Annotated in this window: 12 protein-coding genes; 6 read left to right on the top strand and 6 right to left on the bottom strand. The window is 66.4% G+C overall.

Translation table 11 applies throughout. The annotated features are described in order from the left end of the window. The first annotated feature begins 196 nt into the window (after nt 1–196). The 4 genes from U1763_RS07785 to U1763_RS07770 are packed head-to-tail and all read left to right on the top strand — an operon-like array spanning nt 197 to nt 8070. Entirely contained in the window at nt 197–4444 is a 4248-nt protein-coding gene (locus U1763_RS07785) for a glycosyltransferase (protein WP_332754759.1), read from the top strand. Then, nucleotides 4441–6582 (top strand): glycosyltransferase, encoded by a 2142-nt coding sequence (locus tag U1763_RS07780; protein WP_332754758.1) that lies wholly within the window; start codon nt 4441–4443, stop codon nt 6580–6582. Before U1763_RS07785 ends, U1763_RS07780 begins: the two co-directional genes overlap by 4 nt. Before the next feature lie 52 nt (nt 6583–6634). Then, nucleotides 6635–7459 carry a formate/nitrite transporter family protein gene (locus U1763_RS07775; RefSeq protein WP_132736102.1) on the top strand — a complete coding sequence of 275 codons (825 nt, stop codon included), beginning with the start codon at nt 6635–6637 and terminating at the stop codon, nt 7457–7459. Then, entirely contained in the window at nt 7459–8070 is a 612-nt protein-coding gene (locus U1763_RS07770) for a phosphatase PAP2 family protein (RefSeq protein WP_332754757.1), read from the top strand. The genes U1763_RS07775 and U1763_RS07770 overlap by 1 nt, the downstream gene beginning before the upstream one ends. A gap of 5 nt (nt 8071–8075) precedes the next feature. On the opposite strand, the gene U1763_RS07765 is transcribed toward U1763_RS07770, so the two are convergent. The 3 genes from U1763_RS07765 to lnt all read right to left on the bottom strand — a co-directional run bounded on the left by U1763_RS07765 (nt 8076) and on the right by lnt (nt 12188). Then, a complete protein-coding gene (locus U1763_RS07765) occupies nt 8076–9119 on the bottom strand; it encodes a cache domain-containing protein (RefSeq protein ID WP_443026893.1) in 1044 nt (347 codons plus the stop codon). Nucleotides 9120–9365: 246 nt separating this feature from the next. Beyond that, a complete protein-coding gene (gene metK, locus U1763_RS07760; protein ID WP_277984605.1) occupies nt 9366–10583 on the bottom strand; it encodes a methionine adenosyltransferase in 1218 nt (405 codons plus the stop codon). 72 nt (nt 10584–10655) lie between these two features. After that, nucleotides 10656–12188, bottom strand: a complete 1533-nt coding sequence (gene lnt / locus U1763_RS07755; protein ID WP_332754756.1) for an apolipoprotein N-acyltransferase — start codon at nt 12186–12188, stop codon at nt 10656–10658. A gap of 363 nt (nt 12189–12551) precedes the next feature. Between lnt and U1763_RS07750 the strand changes: the two genes are divergently transcribed. Continuing rightward, nucleotides 12552–12971 (top strand): VOC family protein, encoded by a 420-nt coding sequence (locus U1763_RS07750; RefSeq protein ID WP_332754755.1) that lies wholly within the window; start codon nt 12552–12554, stop codon nt 12969–12971. A 9-nt stretch (nt 12972–12980) separates the two neighbouring features. Next, the gene (locus U1763_RS07745; RefSeq protein ID WP_332754754.1) at nt 12981–13283 is read left to right on the top strand and encodes a polyhydroxyalkanoic acid system family protein; all 303 of its coding nucleotides are present in this window, start codon (nt 12981–12983) and stop codon (nt 13281–13283) included. Between the two features lie 15 nt (nt 13284–13298). On the opposite strand, the gene U1763_RS07740 is transcribed toward U1763_RS07745, so the two are convergent. From U1763_RS07740 to U1763_RS07730, 3 genes are read right to left on the bottom strand one after another with little or no spacing between them, the layout of a single operon-like run. Then, nucleotides 13299–13817 carry a biliverdin-producing heme oxygenase gene (locus U1763_RS07740; RefSeq protein WP_332754753.1) on the bottom strand — a complete coding sequence of 173 codons (519 nt, stop codon included), beginning with the start codon at nt 13815–13817 and terminating at the stop codon, nt 13299–13301. Beyond that, nucleotides 13814–14002: a YbdD/YjiX family protein gene (locus tag U1763_RS07735; protein ID WP_332754752.1), complete on the bottom strand. Its 189-nt coding sequence runs from the start codon at nt 14000–14002 to the stop codon at nt 13814–13816. Before U1763_RS07735 ends, U1763_RS07740 begins: the two co-directional genes overlap by 4 nt. Further along, nucleotides 13999–16053: a carbon starvation CstA family protein gene (locus U1763_RS07730; RefSeq protein ID WP_332754751.1), complete on the bottom strand. Its 2055-nt coding sequence runs from the start codon at nt 16051–16053 to the stop codon at nt 13999–14001. The genes U1763_RS07735 and U1763_RS07730 overlap by 4 nt, the downstream gene beginning before the upstream one ends. Between the last annotated feature and the right edge of the window lie 181 nt (nt 16054–16234).

Here is a 16234-nt window from a genome sequence, read left to right as displayed (position 1 = left end):
GATCTCAAGTGCTGTGGCACTAGCCGGCGAGGATGACGCACTTTGCATGATCGGGTCGTAGCGATGAAGAATGTACGCGTCACCCGTTATAAGGAGGTATGACCCAAAATTGTACGACTATACTTTGATCGGTTATGGCCTTCGTGCGGCTTGATCTTATAGTGGGGCGGTGAAGGCCCCGAAATAAGAGAGACCGATGAACAACTTATTTCGGACGGGCTTCGGCCGGTTGATGGGCGCTGCGTCCAGAGCCGGGGCCGGATCCGCGGCGCGATCGCCGGCGCGGATCGCAGGCGATGCGTCGCGCGACATCCGCGACTGGGCGGGGGCGATCGATGCCTATCGTCGTCACCTCGAGACCTTTCCCGGCGATTTCGCCATCCAGGTTCAACTCGGGCACGCGCTCAAGGAAGTGCGCGATTTCGGCGCATCGATGGAGGCGTATCACGCCGCCTACAGGCTTGATTCGCGCGATTCGGACCTGCTCGTCAACATCGGTCATCTGCACAAGATGCGCGGCCGGCAGGCGGCCGCGTGTTTCGCCTATGTCGCGGGCTATGCGCTCGACGCCAATGCCGATGCGGCGACCGAGCTTGGCGATCCGCAACTCGCCGCGGACATCGAGGCTGCACGCGACGCGTTTTCTACCGATCCGACCCGCGACCCGGTCGTCCTCGCGGTTGATGTCCAGGTATCGGATGCCGCATTGATGCCGGACCATATCGTCGGTCACGGTGATGCAATCGAGACCTCGCCGCTGTTCGACGCGCACTGGTACCGACAGCGCTATGGGGTGGGCGCGGACCTGGATGCGGCACGGCATTATACGACCGTCGGCGCCGCCGAAGGCCATGAACCGCACCGGCTGTTCGACAGTCGCTTCTACCGCGCGCAGGTGACGGGCGAACTACCGCCGGGCACGAACCCGCTCGATCATTTTCTCAAGATCGGCGGTCCGAACGGGCTCGATCCGCATCCGCTGTTCGCCGGCGACTGGTACCGCGAACACCATCCCGCCGCGGCCCGGACGGGCGTCATACCGATCATCCACTATCTGACGCATGCCCCGCACGAGAGCGCCGGCCCGACGCCATTGTTCGATGCGCTGCGCTACCGCGAAGCGACGCCCGACATGGCCGCGGCCGACGCGACGTTCGCGCATTATCTCGACTATGGCGACGCCGCGGGCGTGGCGCCGATCGCCGGGCTGCAAACCGCTCGGATCCTCGAAACCTTTGGCGGATCGCCGGTCGGCGGCGAAAGCGCGCTCGAACTCTACGTGCATTTCCTTGGCCGGAAGCAGGCCCTCGCCTGCGCGACCTTCGACCTGCTCGCGCCGTCGGACGTCGGCGTTCGCCCACCGCCGTTGCCCCTGGCGTCGATACGCCCTGCAGACGAACGGATCGCCGCCGCGAGCGAGGTGGTGCAACGGCTGCTCGGCGACACCGCCACCGGCGAAGGCAGGCCGTCCCCCGACCGGTACGCGCTGGCCAAGCTCGATCTGTTGCGTCGCGATCCCGACCAGTTCGATGCGGTGGTCCGCGATCTGCACGCCGCGACCGCCGCGACCGCAAGCGAGGTGGTGACGATGTTCGGCGTGGTGCCGCTGCACGATGTCGCGCGCGGCGTTAGCGATGCCAGCGGCGATGACGGTAGCGATGGCTTTCCGGCCGGCGGGGTGCTCGACCGCTACCGGACCGGTCAGCGCGATCTCGCACGGCGGTTCCGGCTCGATCACGACCGTGTCGGAACCGTGACCGACGGGGTTACGATTTCGATCCTGCTGCCGATCTACCGCTCGCCGGTCGTGTATCTGGAGCGGGCGATCCTCTCCGTTCTCGCGCAGACCTATGCCAATTGGGAATTGTGCATCGTCGACGACTGTTCGCGCGAACCTGCGTTGACCGACATCGTCACGCGGTTCTGCGCGGCCGATGCGCGGATAAAATTTGCCACATCGCGGCGCAATGGCGGGATCGCGGAGGCGACCAACCGCGCGCTCGATCTCGCCACCGGTGCATATGTCGCGTTGTTCGATCATGACGACATGCTGACCGTCGATGCGCTCGAAATCGTCGCGGCGCGGATCGATGCGTCACCCGACACCGACTGGCTCTACAGCGACGAGTGCAAGATCGGGATCGACGATCAGCCCGACGAACTGCTGACCAAGCCCGACTGGAGTCCGGCGCTGCTGCTGTCGGTGATGTATACCGGGCATCTGTCGGTCTATCGATCGACGCTCGTCCGATCGGTCGGCGGTTTTCGCAGCGCGTATGATTTCTCGCAGGACTATGATCTTGCGCTCCGCATTTCGGAGACCGCGCCGACCGTTCAGCACATCCGCGACGTCCTGTATGGCTGGCGGATGATCGAGGGGTCTGCTGCGAGCGGTGGCAAGCCCGAGGCGCGGCTGACCAACATCGCTGCGGTTCAGGCGGCAATGGATCGCCGTGGCTGGACCGGTCGTGCGGTCGCGTTGCCGGCATCGAATCGCCCGCGTGCGGACTATGCGACGTTCGATCAGCTCGTCTCGATCATCATCCCGTCGGACGATGCCGGGCATATCGTCCGGACGGTCATGTCGATCGTCGCATGGACCGCTTATCCCCGATACGAGATCGTGATCGTCACCAATTCGCGGACGGCGGCGCAGTGTCGCGAGTGGATGGACGGGCCGCGCATCCGTTTCGCGATCTTCGATGCGCCGTATAATTTCTCCGCAAAATGCAACGCCGGTGCCGCGGTCGCGCAGGGCGATTATGTCGTATTCCACAATGACGACGTGCTGGTCATCACGCCGGACTGGATCGAGGCGCTGTTGGAGCAGCTCGTCCGCCCTGGCGTCGGCGGCGTCAGCCCCAAGCTGCTCTACGAGAATGGCCGCATTCAATATGCCGGCATGGCGGTCGGATTGCGGCAACTGACGGGAACGACGTTCCACGCCTTTCCGCGCGATACGGCAGCGCATTTCAACCTGGCGCAATCGACGCGCGACGTCGGCCTGTTGTGCGGCGCGTGCTTGGCGATGCCGACCGAGCTATTCCGGGACCTTGGCGGGTGGGATGCGCTGAACGTCGGCATCGCCCATTCCGACGTCGATCTCAGCCTGCGGCTTCGCGAGGCGGGATACCGGCTGGTCTATACGCCGCATGCCGAACTGATCCATATCGGCCATGCCTCGATCGGCGCCTCGATCGGCGTTGATGCCGATCTGCCCACGGGGTCGCGCTGGAAGAAGAGCAAAGCCGATATCTTCCTGCTCAAGCGCTTTCCGTCACTGATCGCCGACGATCCGTATTTCCCGCCAACGATGAGCGGGATCAGCTACATCGACTCGCAGGAACCCTATCGGATCCACCCCGCCACACTGCGCTACGCTGGCGACGGGCCCGACATCCTCATCGTATCGCACGACCTGACGAACAGCGGCGCCCCGCGCGTCGCGGCGGACATGGCGATCGCGCTGAAACAGTCGGGCGCATTCGTCGTCGTCACGTGCCCGACCGACGGACCGATGCGCGCCCGTCTTGCCGAGGCCGATATTCCCGTCATCATCGATGCACTTGCGCTGACCGACCATGCGAGCTTCCGTGATTTCGCGCGCAATTTCGATACCGTGATCGTCAATACCGTCATCGGCTGGCGCGCCGTGAAACAGCTCGATTCGGAGACCGAAGTGCGCTGGTACATTCACGAATCCGGGCTGATCGACGAGATGGTGCGCGACACCGACGGGTTCCGCGCCGTGCTGGGATCGGCGCGTAACATCCTCGCGGTCAGTACGCGGACCGCGGCGGCGCTGCGCCGGCATGGCGTGTCCTCGCGCTTGCTCGAGACTGGGATAGCGGATCCAAAGGAGTTGTATCCCGTACCGGCGCGGTCGGACGTCGTCCGGATCGGCGTGTTCGGATCGTTCGAACCACGCAAAGGCCAGGATATCGCCGCGCAGGCCTTTGCGATGCTCCCGCCCGGCACGCGCGCAAACGCCACGCTCGATTTCTTTGGCCGCGATCACGATCCCGATTTTCAGGAGAAGGTCCGGCGCACGTGGCAGCGACAGGACGGTATCCATTTTCACGGTGAAAAGGGGCATCCGGACTATTGGTATTGCCTGGCCGACATCGACATCGTGCTGGTCCCGTCGCGGGACGATCCGCTACCGCTGGTGGCGTCCGACGCACTGGCGCTGGGCAAGACGATCGTGTGCAGCGACAGCACCGGGACGTCGGATTATATCGAGCACGAGGTGTCGGGCTTCGTCTATCCGACCGCGCGCGCGGCCGACCTGTCCGCTCTGCTGGCCCGGCTGATCGAGGATCGCACATTGCGCGAATCGGTGAGGGCGCCGGCGCGCGCGGTCTATGAGGCGATGTTCACGATGGAGGCGTTCACCGAACGGCTATCGGACCGACTCGCGCCTGTTGCCGTCGGCGTTTCGTGATCGCATCCGATGACGCGGTCGCTGCGCTGATCGCACGCGCGGATTCTGCGCGCGATCGCCGCGACTGGCTGGCAGCAGCGGATGCGTATCGCGCCGTGGTGCGTGTTCAGCCGCGCAACGCCGGACTATGGGTCCAATTGGGTCACGCACTGAAGGAATCGGGTGGCATCCAGGCCGCGGGCGACGCGTATCGCCGTGCGTTGTCGATCGACCGGTTCAGCGCCGACACGCATCTGCAGCTCGGTCATCTGCTCAAGATGCAGGATGACCGTGCCGGGGCGGTCGCGGCATATGCGCAGGCACTGCGCCTCGATCCGACGCTGGACTCCGCGCTGGGCGAACTCGTCCATCTCGGCGCTCGCGATCTGATCCCCGCGGCGACCATCGATCGTCAGGCGATGTGGTGCCGGCTCGATGCGGTGGCGGAGGCGCTGGCGGGCGCGAACGAGGCGTTGCGGGCCTGGATCGGAACATCGGCCTATCCGATGGCCGCGTATGACCGGTTCCGATCTGACGTCGCGATGCGGCCGCCGCCGCCGCTCTCGGCGGTGGCCGACGACGGGAGCGTGCCGATCACGCTCGCGATCGATTGTCGGGCGGCGACGGCGTCGTCGGTGCGCGTGACGTTGACCGCGTTGCTCGACCAGTCGGATCCGTCCTGGGTGGCGCGGTTGGTCGATGCGTCCGGAATCGCCGACCATCCGGTCGCCAGCATGACGATCACCGATCCACGGATCGGGTTCGACGACGATGGTGGTTATGCGTCGCGACCTGGGCTGTTGGTCAGCATCGATGCGGGCGTCATTCTGCATCCCCATGCGCTGGCTTGGTTGCGCTATGCTGCGGCACGATCGAGCGCGGCCGCGGTCACATGCGATCACGACCATGTCAGACGCCATTGGGCGCGCGGCCAGCGTCATGCCGATCCGATACTCTACGGTGTCGACGATTCGTCGTTGCGCGCAGCGGTGCCGCCCCGTCTCGTCGCGGCGCAGAATGATCTCCTCCGAATGTCCCGCGACGGCGACACGCTATCGGGCGCTGACTTGCGGGCCGCGATGATCGATGCCGCGCGAGCGGCTGCATCGCCGGTCGCGCATGTTCCGCGGATCCTCGCATCGCTGTACGACGACGGAGTGGAGAGATCGGCCGCGACGGAGCTACGCGGGGCGGCATCACCGATCGATGCCACGGCACCTCAGATCGCAGCGCGGCGATCGCGCATCGCCATCGTCATACCTACCCGCGATGAAGCGGCGATGCTGACCGAGGCGGTCGACAGTCTCCTCGCGGTGGCAGACCAGCCCGACCGGATCAGCGTGATCATTGTCGACAACCGGAGCCGGGAGCCCGCGACGCACGCTTTGCTCGACGACTACGCCACGCGATCCGGTCATGCGGTCGTCGTCATGGACGAGCCGTTCAACTGGTCGCGCGCCAACATGCTCGGGATCGCCACCGCGCGGGCGGCGGACTGCGACCTTTTGCTGTTCGCGAACAACGACGTCGTGATGCTGACGCAAGGGTGGGACAGCGAACTCGACCGGCTGTTGTCCGATCCGGAAACGGGCATCGTCGGCGCGCGTCTTCTGTATCCCGACATGACCGTCCAGCACGCCGGCATCGTGCTCGGTGCCGGCGAAGGCCTGCCGCTGCACGAGGGGCGTCATGCCGCGTTCGACGATCCAGGACCCGGCGGGCGGTATGTGACGCAGCACGACGCGGCGGCAGTGACCGGCGCTTTTCTCGCGATGCGACGCGACGTTCTGACGGAGATCGGTGGGTTCGACTGCGCGCGGTTGCCGATCGCCTATAACGATATCGACGTCTGCCTGCGCGCGCGCGCGGCGGGGTATCGGGTGCGCTATTGCCCGCAGATCGAGCTGATCCACCACGAATCGAAGACCCGCGGCCGGACCCGGACCGAGGACGAGGTGGCGTGGGACGATGCCGAACTCGGCGATCTCTATGCCGTCTGGGGCGAGGCGCTGACGCTCGATCCGGGGATCAACCCGCAATGGGCGCTTGGTGGCGTGCCGTTCGACGGCCTGCGCGAGCCGGGATTGAGCGAGATCCTCGCATTCATCGATCGGTCCGCACGCGCCGATCCTTGGCGCGTGACGAAGGCGGGCGTGTGATGCCGCGCGACCGGTGGGACCGAAACGCGCGGCGGGCCGTTACACTGGCGTAATGGCCAAACCGGATTCCTCCCCACCGCCGGACGACGTCGACGACCTCAAGGCCGCCGATGCGCAGGATCTGCATCGCGCGGTCCGTGAGGAGGGGCAGGACGAGCTCGACCGGCCAGTCTCGTCGCTGTTCTTTTCGGGCCTTGCGGCGGGCATGGCGATCGCGAGCTCGCTGATCGCCGAGGGTGCGCTCCACGCAGCGCTGCCCGATACGCCGTCGCGGTCGATCGTCGTGTCGCTCGGCTATCCGATCGGGTTCCTCATGGTCATCCTCGGTCGGATGCAGCTGTTCACCGAGAGCACGATCACCGCGATGTTGCCGCTGGTGACGCGGCCGTCGGGCTGGGCGGTGCGACGCACGCTGCGGCTGTGGACGATCGTGCTCGGTGCCAATCTGCTCGGTACGGCGCTGGCGGGCGGAATGATCGCGGCGGGGCTGCTCGGCGGCGGCGAACTGCGGACCGCGATGATCGAGGTGTCGGTCGCGATCACCGAGCTGTCGGCCGGGGCGACGTTCGTCAACGCGATCCCCGCCGGGTTCATGATCGCGATCCTCGCCTGGTCGCTGCCCAATGCGCGCGAACAGTCGTTCCTGGTAATCCTGGCGGTTACCTATGTCGTCGCGATCGGCGGGTTCAGCCATTCGATCGTCGGCTCGGTGGAGGCGTGGCTGCTGCTGTTCGCGGGCAAGACCGGCGTCGTGCAGACGCTATTCGAACTGATGCTGCCGGCGATCCTCGGCAACCTGTTGGGCGGTGCGGGGTTGTTTGCGCTGTTGGCGCATGCGCAGGTGCGCGGTGAGATGAACGGGCGGGACGAGAGTTGATGGATGAGATCGAACGTGCCGCGAAGACTGTCGAGGCGGCGGATCGCGGCGTCACGCTGAAGGCCGCCGAGCAGCGCGACCGGCCGGCGGTCAAGGCGGTCGGGTTCCTGGCCGAGATCGGCGACCAGCCACAGCTTGTCGCAACCTCGATCGGCACCGCGGTGATCGGCCTTATCGCGCGCCGCCCCGACATGATCCGCGGCGGCGTCCGGATGCTCGCGGCGCACGCGGCGGCGACCTTCGTCAAATCCGCGATCAAGAGTTCGGTCGACCGCACCCGCCCCGAAAAGGCGATCGAGGACGGCAAGGCGAAGTTCGAACCGGGCGACAGCGACGATCACGACCAGACCTCGTTCCCGTCGGGGCATACCGCGGGCGCGGTCGCGGTCGCGCGCGCAGTATCGCGCGACGTCCATGGGGCAGGGGCGCCCGCCGCGATCATCACCGGCATGGTCGCCGCGGCGCAACCGATCAACGGCAAGCATTATCTGTCCGACCTCGTCGTCGGTGCAGCGGTCGGCTGGATCGCGGAGGCGCTCGTCAGCGCGGTGTTCGACCGCGTCGCGCCCGTCGTCGAGGGTCAGGTCGCCGGCATCGCCGAGCGCGCCTGAGCCTCTTAGCCGACCCGCATGCGGGCGCGCATCATCGCGGCGATCTCGTCGTCGGTGGCGACGTGATCCTCGATCACGCAGCGTAGATCGAGTCCCGAAAACCCGTGATCGGACGGTACTGCGGCCTGCGCGACGACCAGTCCGTCGCGTGCCTCGATCTGCGGCGCGCCGCCGGTTTTCACATAGGGGTGCGGCGCGTGATAGGCGTATGCGCCGGTGCTGGCGACGACGCGGCCCTGTGGATCGACGATGCTGACCACCGCGCCCGAGCTCGATTTGCGGATCACGTCCATGATCGTCGCGGTCTGCCCCTCGAAATCATATTCCAGATAGCACACGCCGATCGTCGCGTCGTCGAAGCGGACCGGCGCGACATAGACCAGCACCTTGCGGCGATCCGACCAGGGGTTTTCCCAGACATCGTCGGTCGACCATTCCTGCGATAGATCGGCCACTAGCGCGCGTTCGAACTGCGAATAGCCCCTGAAATTGACGCCGCGGACCGAGGCATTGTCATGCGCGCAGACCGCCACCGCGCCGGTCGCATCGACCACGAACGCGTTGAGGAAATAGGGCGAGCAGCGGAGTAGCGCACGCACCCGTTCGAGCGCCTTGGCCTCGACCTTGGGGGAATCGGAGCGGAACAGGATCGCCTCGCTGATCGAATGATCCGAGGCGAGCATGCGGATGTCGATCGAGCGATCGTACAGCGTGCGGCACAGCGTGTCGGCGATCGACTGCGCGAGTTCGACCAGCCGCCCGCCCTCGACGTCGCGGACCAGTTGCTCGGCGATCGCCGCGCCCTGTTGCAGGCGCCCGAGAATCTGTTCGCGGAATGAGGCGGATGAGGTGCGCGCCTGATCCGCCAGCGCCTTCACTTCCTGAGCGACGACCGCGAACCCACGTCCGGCATCGCCCGACCGTGCGGCCTCTATGGTCGCGTTGAGGGCCAGCAGGTTGGTCCGCCCCGCGATCGCCTCTGACTGTCGCGCATGCGCCGACACCTCCTCGCCCAGCGAAGCAACTAATGATCGTATGCGGCGGGGCATAAGCAGTATCCGAAGAAGCGAGGCGCCCCCGTTAGCCGAAAATGGTTAATCCAGGATAGTCGCGAAACGGGTATGAATTGATAAAAGGCATTGATTACGTAGGGGAATATCGTCCGTCGCGCGGTGAAGAGGACAGCGCCGCGCCGGCGGTCGATGACGCTGAACAGCAAAAAGCCCCGCCCGATCGCTCGAGCGAGGCTTTATGGATCCTGTAATCCTTCCCTATGCGGGGAAGGACCGTGATGGTCAGGCGACGGCAGCCTTCAGCGCGTCGACCAGATCGGTCTTTTCCCAGGTGAACATGTCACCCTCGGGCTCGCGACCGAAGTGACCATACGCCGCGGTCTTCTTGTAGATCGGCGCGTTGAGCTTGAGGTGCTCGCGGATGCCCTTCGGCGTCAGGCGAACGAGCTTCGGCAGCACCGCCTCGAGCTTGGCTTCCTCGACCGTGCCGGTACCATGCGTGTCGACATACACCGACAGCGGCTCGGCGATGCCGATCGCATAGCTCAGCTGGATCGTGCAGCGACGCGCCAGGCCGGCAGCAACGACGTTCTTCGCCAGATAGCGTGCGACATAGGCAGCCGAACGATCGACCTTCGTCGGATCCTTGCCCGAGAACGCACCGCCGCCATGCGGCGCCGCGCCGCCGTACGTGTCGACGATGATCTTGCGCCCGGTCACGCCGGCGTCGCCGTCAGGGCCACCGATCTCGAACTGGCCGGTCGGGTTGATGTAGATCGCGGTGTCGTCGGTGATGAAGCCGTCGGGCAGCACGTCCTTGAACACGCCCATGACGTAATCGCGCAGAACCGCGTACTTGGCGGGATCGGCGTTGTCGCCCTTCTCGCAATAGCCCGGCGCATGCTGCGTCGAGACGACCAGTGCGGTCGCGCCGACCGGCACTTCGTTCTCGTACGACAGCGTGACCTGGCTCTTGGCGTCGGGCTCGAGGAACGGTGCCGCGCCCGAGTGGCGGTCCTCGGCCATCTTGGCGAGGATCTTGTGGCTGTAATACAGCGTCGCGGGCATCAGGCCGGGGGTCTCGTCGGTCGCGTAGCCGAACATGATGCCCTGGTCGCCGGCACCCTCGTCCTTGTTGCCGCTCTCGTCGACGCCCATCGCGATGTGCGCGGACTGGCCGTGGAGGTTGTTCTCGAAGCGGAACGTCTCCCAGTGGAAGCCGGTCTGCGCGTAGCCGATTTCCTTGACGGTGTTGCGCACCGCAGCCTCGATCTCTTCCAGGACGCCATCGGCCCACTGGTCGTTCTCGTAAATGCCCTTGCCGCGGATTTCACCGGCGAGGACGACGAGCTGCGTGGTCGTCAGCGTCTCGCAGGCGATGCGGGCCTGCGGATCCTTGGCGAGGAACAGGTCGACGATCGTGTCGCTGATCTGGTCGGCGACCTTGTCGGGATGGCCTTCGGAGACCGATTCGGAGGTGAACAGGAAAGACTTGCGCATGAGACCTCTTCGCAAAAACTCGCCGGTAGAGGGCCGGAGAGCGACATATAAGGAAAACTTTATATGACGCTTCTAGCGGCGGTGGCGGCGTAGGGCAACCGCGGTAACGAGCATCAACGCGGCGACGATCGCCGCCATCGCATTGCCGACATGGGAGAACAGCGTGGGGGGCAGTGCGGACGGCATCGGCTGCTCGATTGCGCCGGCGGTCTCATGCGGTACGGTCGCGACCAGCCGGCCATCGGCGGCGATGATCGCTGAGATGCCGGTCGGGGTGGCGCGGAGGATCGGCAACCCTTCCTCAATCGCGCGCATCCGGGCCTGGGCGAGGTGCTGCGGCGGGCCCCATTTGCCGAACCACGCATCGTTCGAAGGATTGAACAGGATACGGGGGCGGTGCGCGCGATCGACGACCTCGCCCGAGAAGATGATCTCGTAGCAGATCTGCATCCCGATCGAGCCGAAGCCGGGCAGCGTCAGGTTCGCGGGGCCCTTGCCGGAGGTGAAGTCGATATCGCCGGGCACGAGCCGCGCAAGGCCTAGCGGCTTCAGCAGCCATGGCATCGGGAGATACTCGCCATAGGGCACGAGGTGCGCCTTGTCGTACCGCCCCCGCAACCGCGCCTGCGCGTCGAGCGCAAACACCGAATTCGCCGCGCCCGAGATCTGGTCCTTGGCGTTGAACTCAAGCGCGGTGCCGCCGATCAGCAGGATGTCCTCGGGCCCCAGGAGCCGCGCCATCCGGCGGCGGAGGTAGAGCGGGCTCGACCAGCCATAGGCGTAGAACGGGTAGCCATCCTCGACGTAATCGCGGACGACGCCCTCGGGCCAGACGACAAGGCGTGGGGTGGCGCCACCTTGGCCAGACAGCTTTTCGAGCGCGGTAAGGACGCGCTCGCCATCGGTCTCGCTGCGGTCTTCCTGGCCGATATCCGGCTGGACGACACGGACCAGAGGCGTGCCAGGCGCTGGCGGCGGGGCATTGGTCCACAGCGCGGATAATCCGGCAAGACTCAACGCGGGGATCGCGACCGCCGGCAGGGTCCAACGGCGTGAGGCCAGCATCAGCAGCGCACCCGCTGCGACTATCGTGACTCCTGACAAGGCGTAGGTGCCGATCCAGGCCGATAGCCGCGCGACGCCTATTGCTGGCAACCAGACGACGCTCAGCGGATCCCAGGCATAGCCCGTGAACAGTGTCGCGCGCAGCCACTCGGTCGCGATCCACGCTGCGCCGAAGACCAGCACGAACGTCGCATCTGGGGTGCCGGGGCGCCGTGCGGCCCGCCAAGCGATCCCGCCTGCCAGCATCGGGAACACCGCCAGATACAGCGCCAGCCCGACCGCCGCGAAATAGCCGAGCACCGGCGGCATCGCGTCCTGGAAGTCGAACGCATGCTGGAACCAGTTGTTGTTCACGGTGAAATGCCCGACCCCGAACACCCATCCGCGCCAGAGTGCGCGACGCAGGGTGGGGGCGTCGTGGACGAGCTTCATCCACAGCGCGAACGCGACGATCGTCAGCGGCCAGAGATCGAGCGGGGCGAACCCGGTCGCGGCGAGCGCGCCAAGGACGAGGCAGGCGAGGGCGGGGTAGCGGGTCACGCTGGCGCTATGGCTTGGCGGAAGGGGTGGGGCAATGTTTTCGGTTTGGTGGGGTAGGGCATGAAGAGCAGCTCCCCGCCACCTAGCACCACCCCGGCGAAGGCCGGGGCCCAATTGGAAAGGCCGCAGTAACGAAGCGCGGTTCCCCGTTAGCTACGTCCCCCAATTGGGCCCCGGCGTTCGCCGGGGTGGAGTAATGAGGGGGAAAGGCACCCGCACCAAATCTTGTTCTCCCGCGAAGGCGGGAGCCCAGACTGGACTCCCGCCTTCGCGGGAGAACAAGGACGGGCGGGCACACATCCGTGGAAATCCCACGCAATCCCCCGGGTCGACGAACCGGATCCCCCGCCCTATCCTCCCGGCATGACCCTACGCCCGTTCCACCTCGCCTTCCCGGTCCACGACCTCGCCGCCGCCCGCAATTTCTACGGCGCAACGCTCGGCTGCCCCGAAGGCCGCTCCAGCGATCACTGGATCGACTTCGACCTCTTCGGCCACCAGATCGTCGCGCACCTCGACCCCTCGGCCAAGCCCGTCGCGGTCGAGAACGCGGTCGACGGCCACGCCGTCCCTGTCCCCCATTTCGGCGTCATCCTGACGATGGACGACTGGACCGCGCTGTCGGAACGCGTCACCGCCGCCGGCGTCCAGTTCGGGATAGCGCCGTACATCCGCTTCAGGGGCGAGCCCGGCGAGCAGGCGACGATGTTCTTTCTCGATCCCAGCGGCAACGCACTCGAGTTCAAGGCGTTCGCCAACGACGACATGATTTTCGCGACTTAAGGAATAGACATGGGCACTCCCATCACCGTCGACGTCCCCCATCAGCTCGGCAAGGCGGCGGTCCGCGCGCGGCTCGACGGCGGGATCGGCAAGATCAGCGACAAGATCCCCGGCGGGTCGGTGACTGAGCAGCGTTGGGATGGCGATACGTTGCACTTCACCGTCCAGGCGATGGGCCAGACGATCGCCAGCGCAGTCACCGTGTTCGAGACCAACGTCCATGCGGTCGTCGACCTGCCCGGCATCCTCGGGCTGTTCGCGGCCAAGGTGCAGGAGATGATCCGCAAGGAAGCGCCGAAGCTCCTGCGCTGAGATCAGGCCGGGAGATCAGGCCGGCGCGCGTCGATACAGCTCGAACGCCGCCTTTGCGCCGACGATGGCCTGCTCGACCCAGGCTTCGTCGGCGGTCTCCCCGTCGATTGCAGCGAGCAACGCGCGCCACTCGCCCGACAGATGTTTGGCGCCGAGATAGGCCGAGGGCATCCCGTCGGGCACCGACCGCGACAACATGATCCCGCCAAGCCGCGACCCCTCGACGACATACATCGCGCCCCACCCGGCGGCAGCGCTCGCCGGAACGTCGAACGTCATCGGCGCGGGCATGTCCTCACCTAGCGCGGCAAGATCCTCGGCCAGCGCCGCCCCCCGCGATCGAACCGTCGCCAGTCCCGGAATAGCGGCCAGCCAAGCCTCGACCGCCGGCAATGCTTTGGCGTGCGCAATCAGGAACGCGCGGTAATCGTCCGCATTGCTCAGGTCATAGCGTCCGAACCCGGCATCGACCGCGTCGTGATCGCTCGCCGTCGCTGCCCGGAGTCGAGCGACGGTCGAAAGCGTCTCGGTCAACAGCAGCGCCCTCCGCCCTTGCTGCCGTACCGCGCCTCCTGCCGATCGCGGAAGAACGCACGCTCGTCCATCGGCGCGCGGTCGGGATGCCGCTCGGCCATGTGCTGGCAATACGCCGCGTAGGACGGCACGCCGACCATCAGCAACGCGGTCTCGCGCACCTTTGCGTAGAGTGCGCGGATCATTCCGCGGCCACCAGCTGCGGCGGGACTTCGGTCACCGTCGGCCGGTCGATCTTCAGCGCCGCCAGACACGTCCGCACACCGAAGAACACGATCGACAACACCACCGCAAGGAACAGCGCGCAAAGCCCCGCGTCGATCCGGTCGTTGAGCACGATCCGCTGCATCTCCGCCATCGTCTTGGCCGGCGCGAGCAGTTCGCCGCGCGCCGCCGCGTCCGCGAACTTCGACGCGTGCGCGAGGAAGCCGACCTTCGGATCGCTTGCGAACAGCTTCATCAGCCCGGCGGTGATCGTGCAGAGACACAGCCACGCGGCGGGCAGGATCGTCACCCACGCGTACCGCTGGCGCTTCATCCGGAACAGCACCACCGTCGCCAGCACCAGCGCAACCGCCGCAAGCATCTGGTTCGAGATCCCGAACAGTGGCCACAACGTATTCACCCCGCCAAGCGGATCGGTAACGCCCTGATACAGGAAGAAGCCCCACGCGATCACGCACAACGCGGTCGCGATCAGCCCCGGCACGATCGCCGATGCGTTGCGGAACGACGGCACCGCAAGTCCGATCAAATCCTGCAGCATGAACCTTCCGGCGCGCGTCCCCGCATCGACCGCGGTCAGGATGAACAGAGCCTCGAACAGGATCGCGAAGTGATACCAGAATGCCTTCATCGCCTGCCCGCCGACGAGGTGGCTGAAGATTTCCGACATCGCCACCGCCAGCGTCGGCGCGCCGCCCGTGCGGCTGACGATCGTGGTCTCGCCGACGTCCTTGGCGGTTTGCGCGAGCAGTTCCGGCGTGATCGGGAAGCCCATCGCCGTCACCGCGGTGGCAGCGGAGGCGAAGTCGGTGCCGACCACCGCCGCCGGGCTGTTCATCGCGAAATAGACGCCGGGATCGAGGATTGACGCCCCGACCAGCGCCATGATCGCGACGAAGCTCTCCATCAGCATCGCGCCGTAGCCGATGAACTGCGCGTCGCCTTCGCTGGCGATCAGTTTCGGCGTGGTGCCGCTCGCGATCAGCGCGTGGAACCCCGACACCGCGCCGCACGCGATCGTGATGAACAGGAACGGGAAGAGCCCGCCCGACCAGACCGGGCCGGATCCGTCGATGAACGGGGTGAGCGCAGGCATCCTGAGCGGCGGTGCAACGACCGCGATCCCGATCGCCAACGCGACGATCGCCCCGATCTTGAGGAAGGTCGACAGGTAATCGCGCGGCGCGAGCAACAGCCACACCGGCAGGACCGACGCGACCGCGCCATAGCCGACCATCAGCACGCACAACTGCACCGGGGTCAGCGTGAACAGCGGCGCGAGCGTCGGCGACGCGGCCACGGTGCCGCCGTAGACGATCGCGGCGAGCAACCCGATGACGCCGAGAACGGAGACTTCGCCGACCTTTCCGGGCCGGATCCAGCGCGTGTAGATGCCCATCAGGAACGCGAGCGGGATCGTCGCGGCGACGGTGAACAGCCCCCACGGGCTGCCGGCGAGCGCGCGGACGACGATCAGCGCGAGCACGGCGAGGATGATGACCATGATCGCGAACGCGCCGATCAGCGCGATCACGCCGGGAATCGCGCCCATCTCCATGCGGATCAGCTCGCCGAGCGACCGCCCGTCGCGGCGCATCGAGATGAACAGGATCATGAAATCCTGCACCGCGCCTGCGAGCACGACGCCAGCGAGGATCCAGAGCGTGCCGGGGAGGTAGCCCATCTGCGCGGCGAGCACCGGGCCGACGAGCGGGCCGGCACCGGCGATCGCGGCGAAATGGTGGCCGAACAGGACGTTGCGATCGGTCGCGACGTAGTCGAGCCCGTCTGCGCGGCGCAGCGCCGGGGTTTGCCGCGACGGATCGAGCTGCATGACGTGGCGGGCGATGTAGCGTGCGTAGAAGCGGTACGCGATCAGCTGGACCGAGGCGGCGGCGGTGACGATCCACAACGCGTTGACATGCTCGCCGCGCTCGAATGCGACGACCGCGAGCGCGCAGGCTCCGAGCAGGGCGAGTGCGCCCCAACCGATCTTCTCGCGTAATGTCATGTGCGCGCCTCCCGTGCGGTCCTTACCGGCGACATCGCGTATTCGGGAGGCCAGCGCTAGCCTAGATTAGTTCGCACACCGGCCTCACAGCCCCATCCTGGCGGAGGCCGGGGCCACCGTTCCGCACACCCCGCGGACCGCAGGCATGCGGAACGGTGGATGCTGGAACGAGCCCGGCATG

Origin of the sequence: Sphingomonas sorbitolis, from assembly GCF_036663875.1 — a bacterium.
GTDB lineage: Bacteria > Pseudomonadota > Alphaproteobacteria > Sphingomonadales > Sphingomonadaceae > Sphingomonas.
This window is presented reverse-complemented; position numbering and strand designations above follow the sequence as displayed.

Coding starts and splice junctions, on each gene's coding strand:
- U1763_RS07785 (WP_332754759.1), top strand. CDS start 197: ATGAACAACTTATTTCGGACGGGCTTCGGCCGGTTGATGGGCGCTGCG.
- U1763_RS07775 (WP_132736102.1), top strand. CDS start 6,635: ATGGCCAAACCGGATTCCTCCCCACCGCCGGACGACGTCGACGACCTC.
- U1763_RS07770 (WP_332754757.1), top strand. CDS start 7,459: ATGGATGAGATCGAACGTGCCGCGAAGACTGTCGAGGCGGCGGATCGC.
- U1763_RS07765 (WP_443026893.1), bottom strand. CDS start 9,119: ATGCCCCGCCGCATACGATCATTAGTTGCTTCGCTGGGCGAGGAGGTG.
- metK (WP_277984605.1), bottom strand. CDS start 10,583: ATGCGCAAGTCTTTCCTGTTCACCTCCGAATCGGTCTCCGAAGGCCAT.
- U1763_RS07750 (WP_332754755.1), top strand. CDS start 12,552: ATGACCCTACGCCCGTTCCACCTCGCCTTCCCGGTCCACGACCTCGCC.
- U1763_RS07745 (WP_332754754.1), top strand. CDS start 12,981: ATGGGCACTCCCATCACCGTCGACGTCCCCCATCAGCTCGGCAAGGCG.
- U1763_RS07735 (WP_332754752.1), bottom strand. CDS start 14,002: ATGATCCGCGCACTCTACGCAAAGGTGCGCGAGACCGCGTTGCTGATG.
- U1763_RS07730 (WP_332754751.1), bottom strand. CDS start 16,053: ATGACATTACGCGAGAAGATCGGTTGGGGCGCACTCGCCCTGCTCGGA.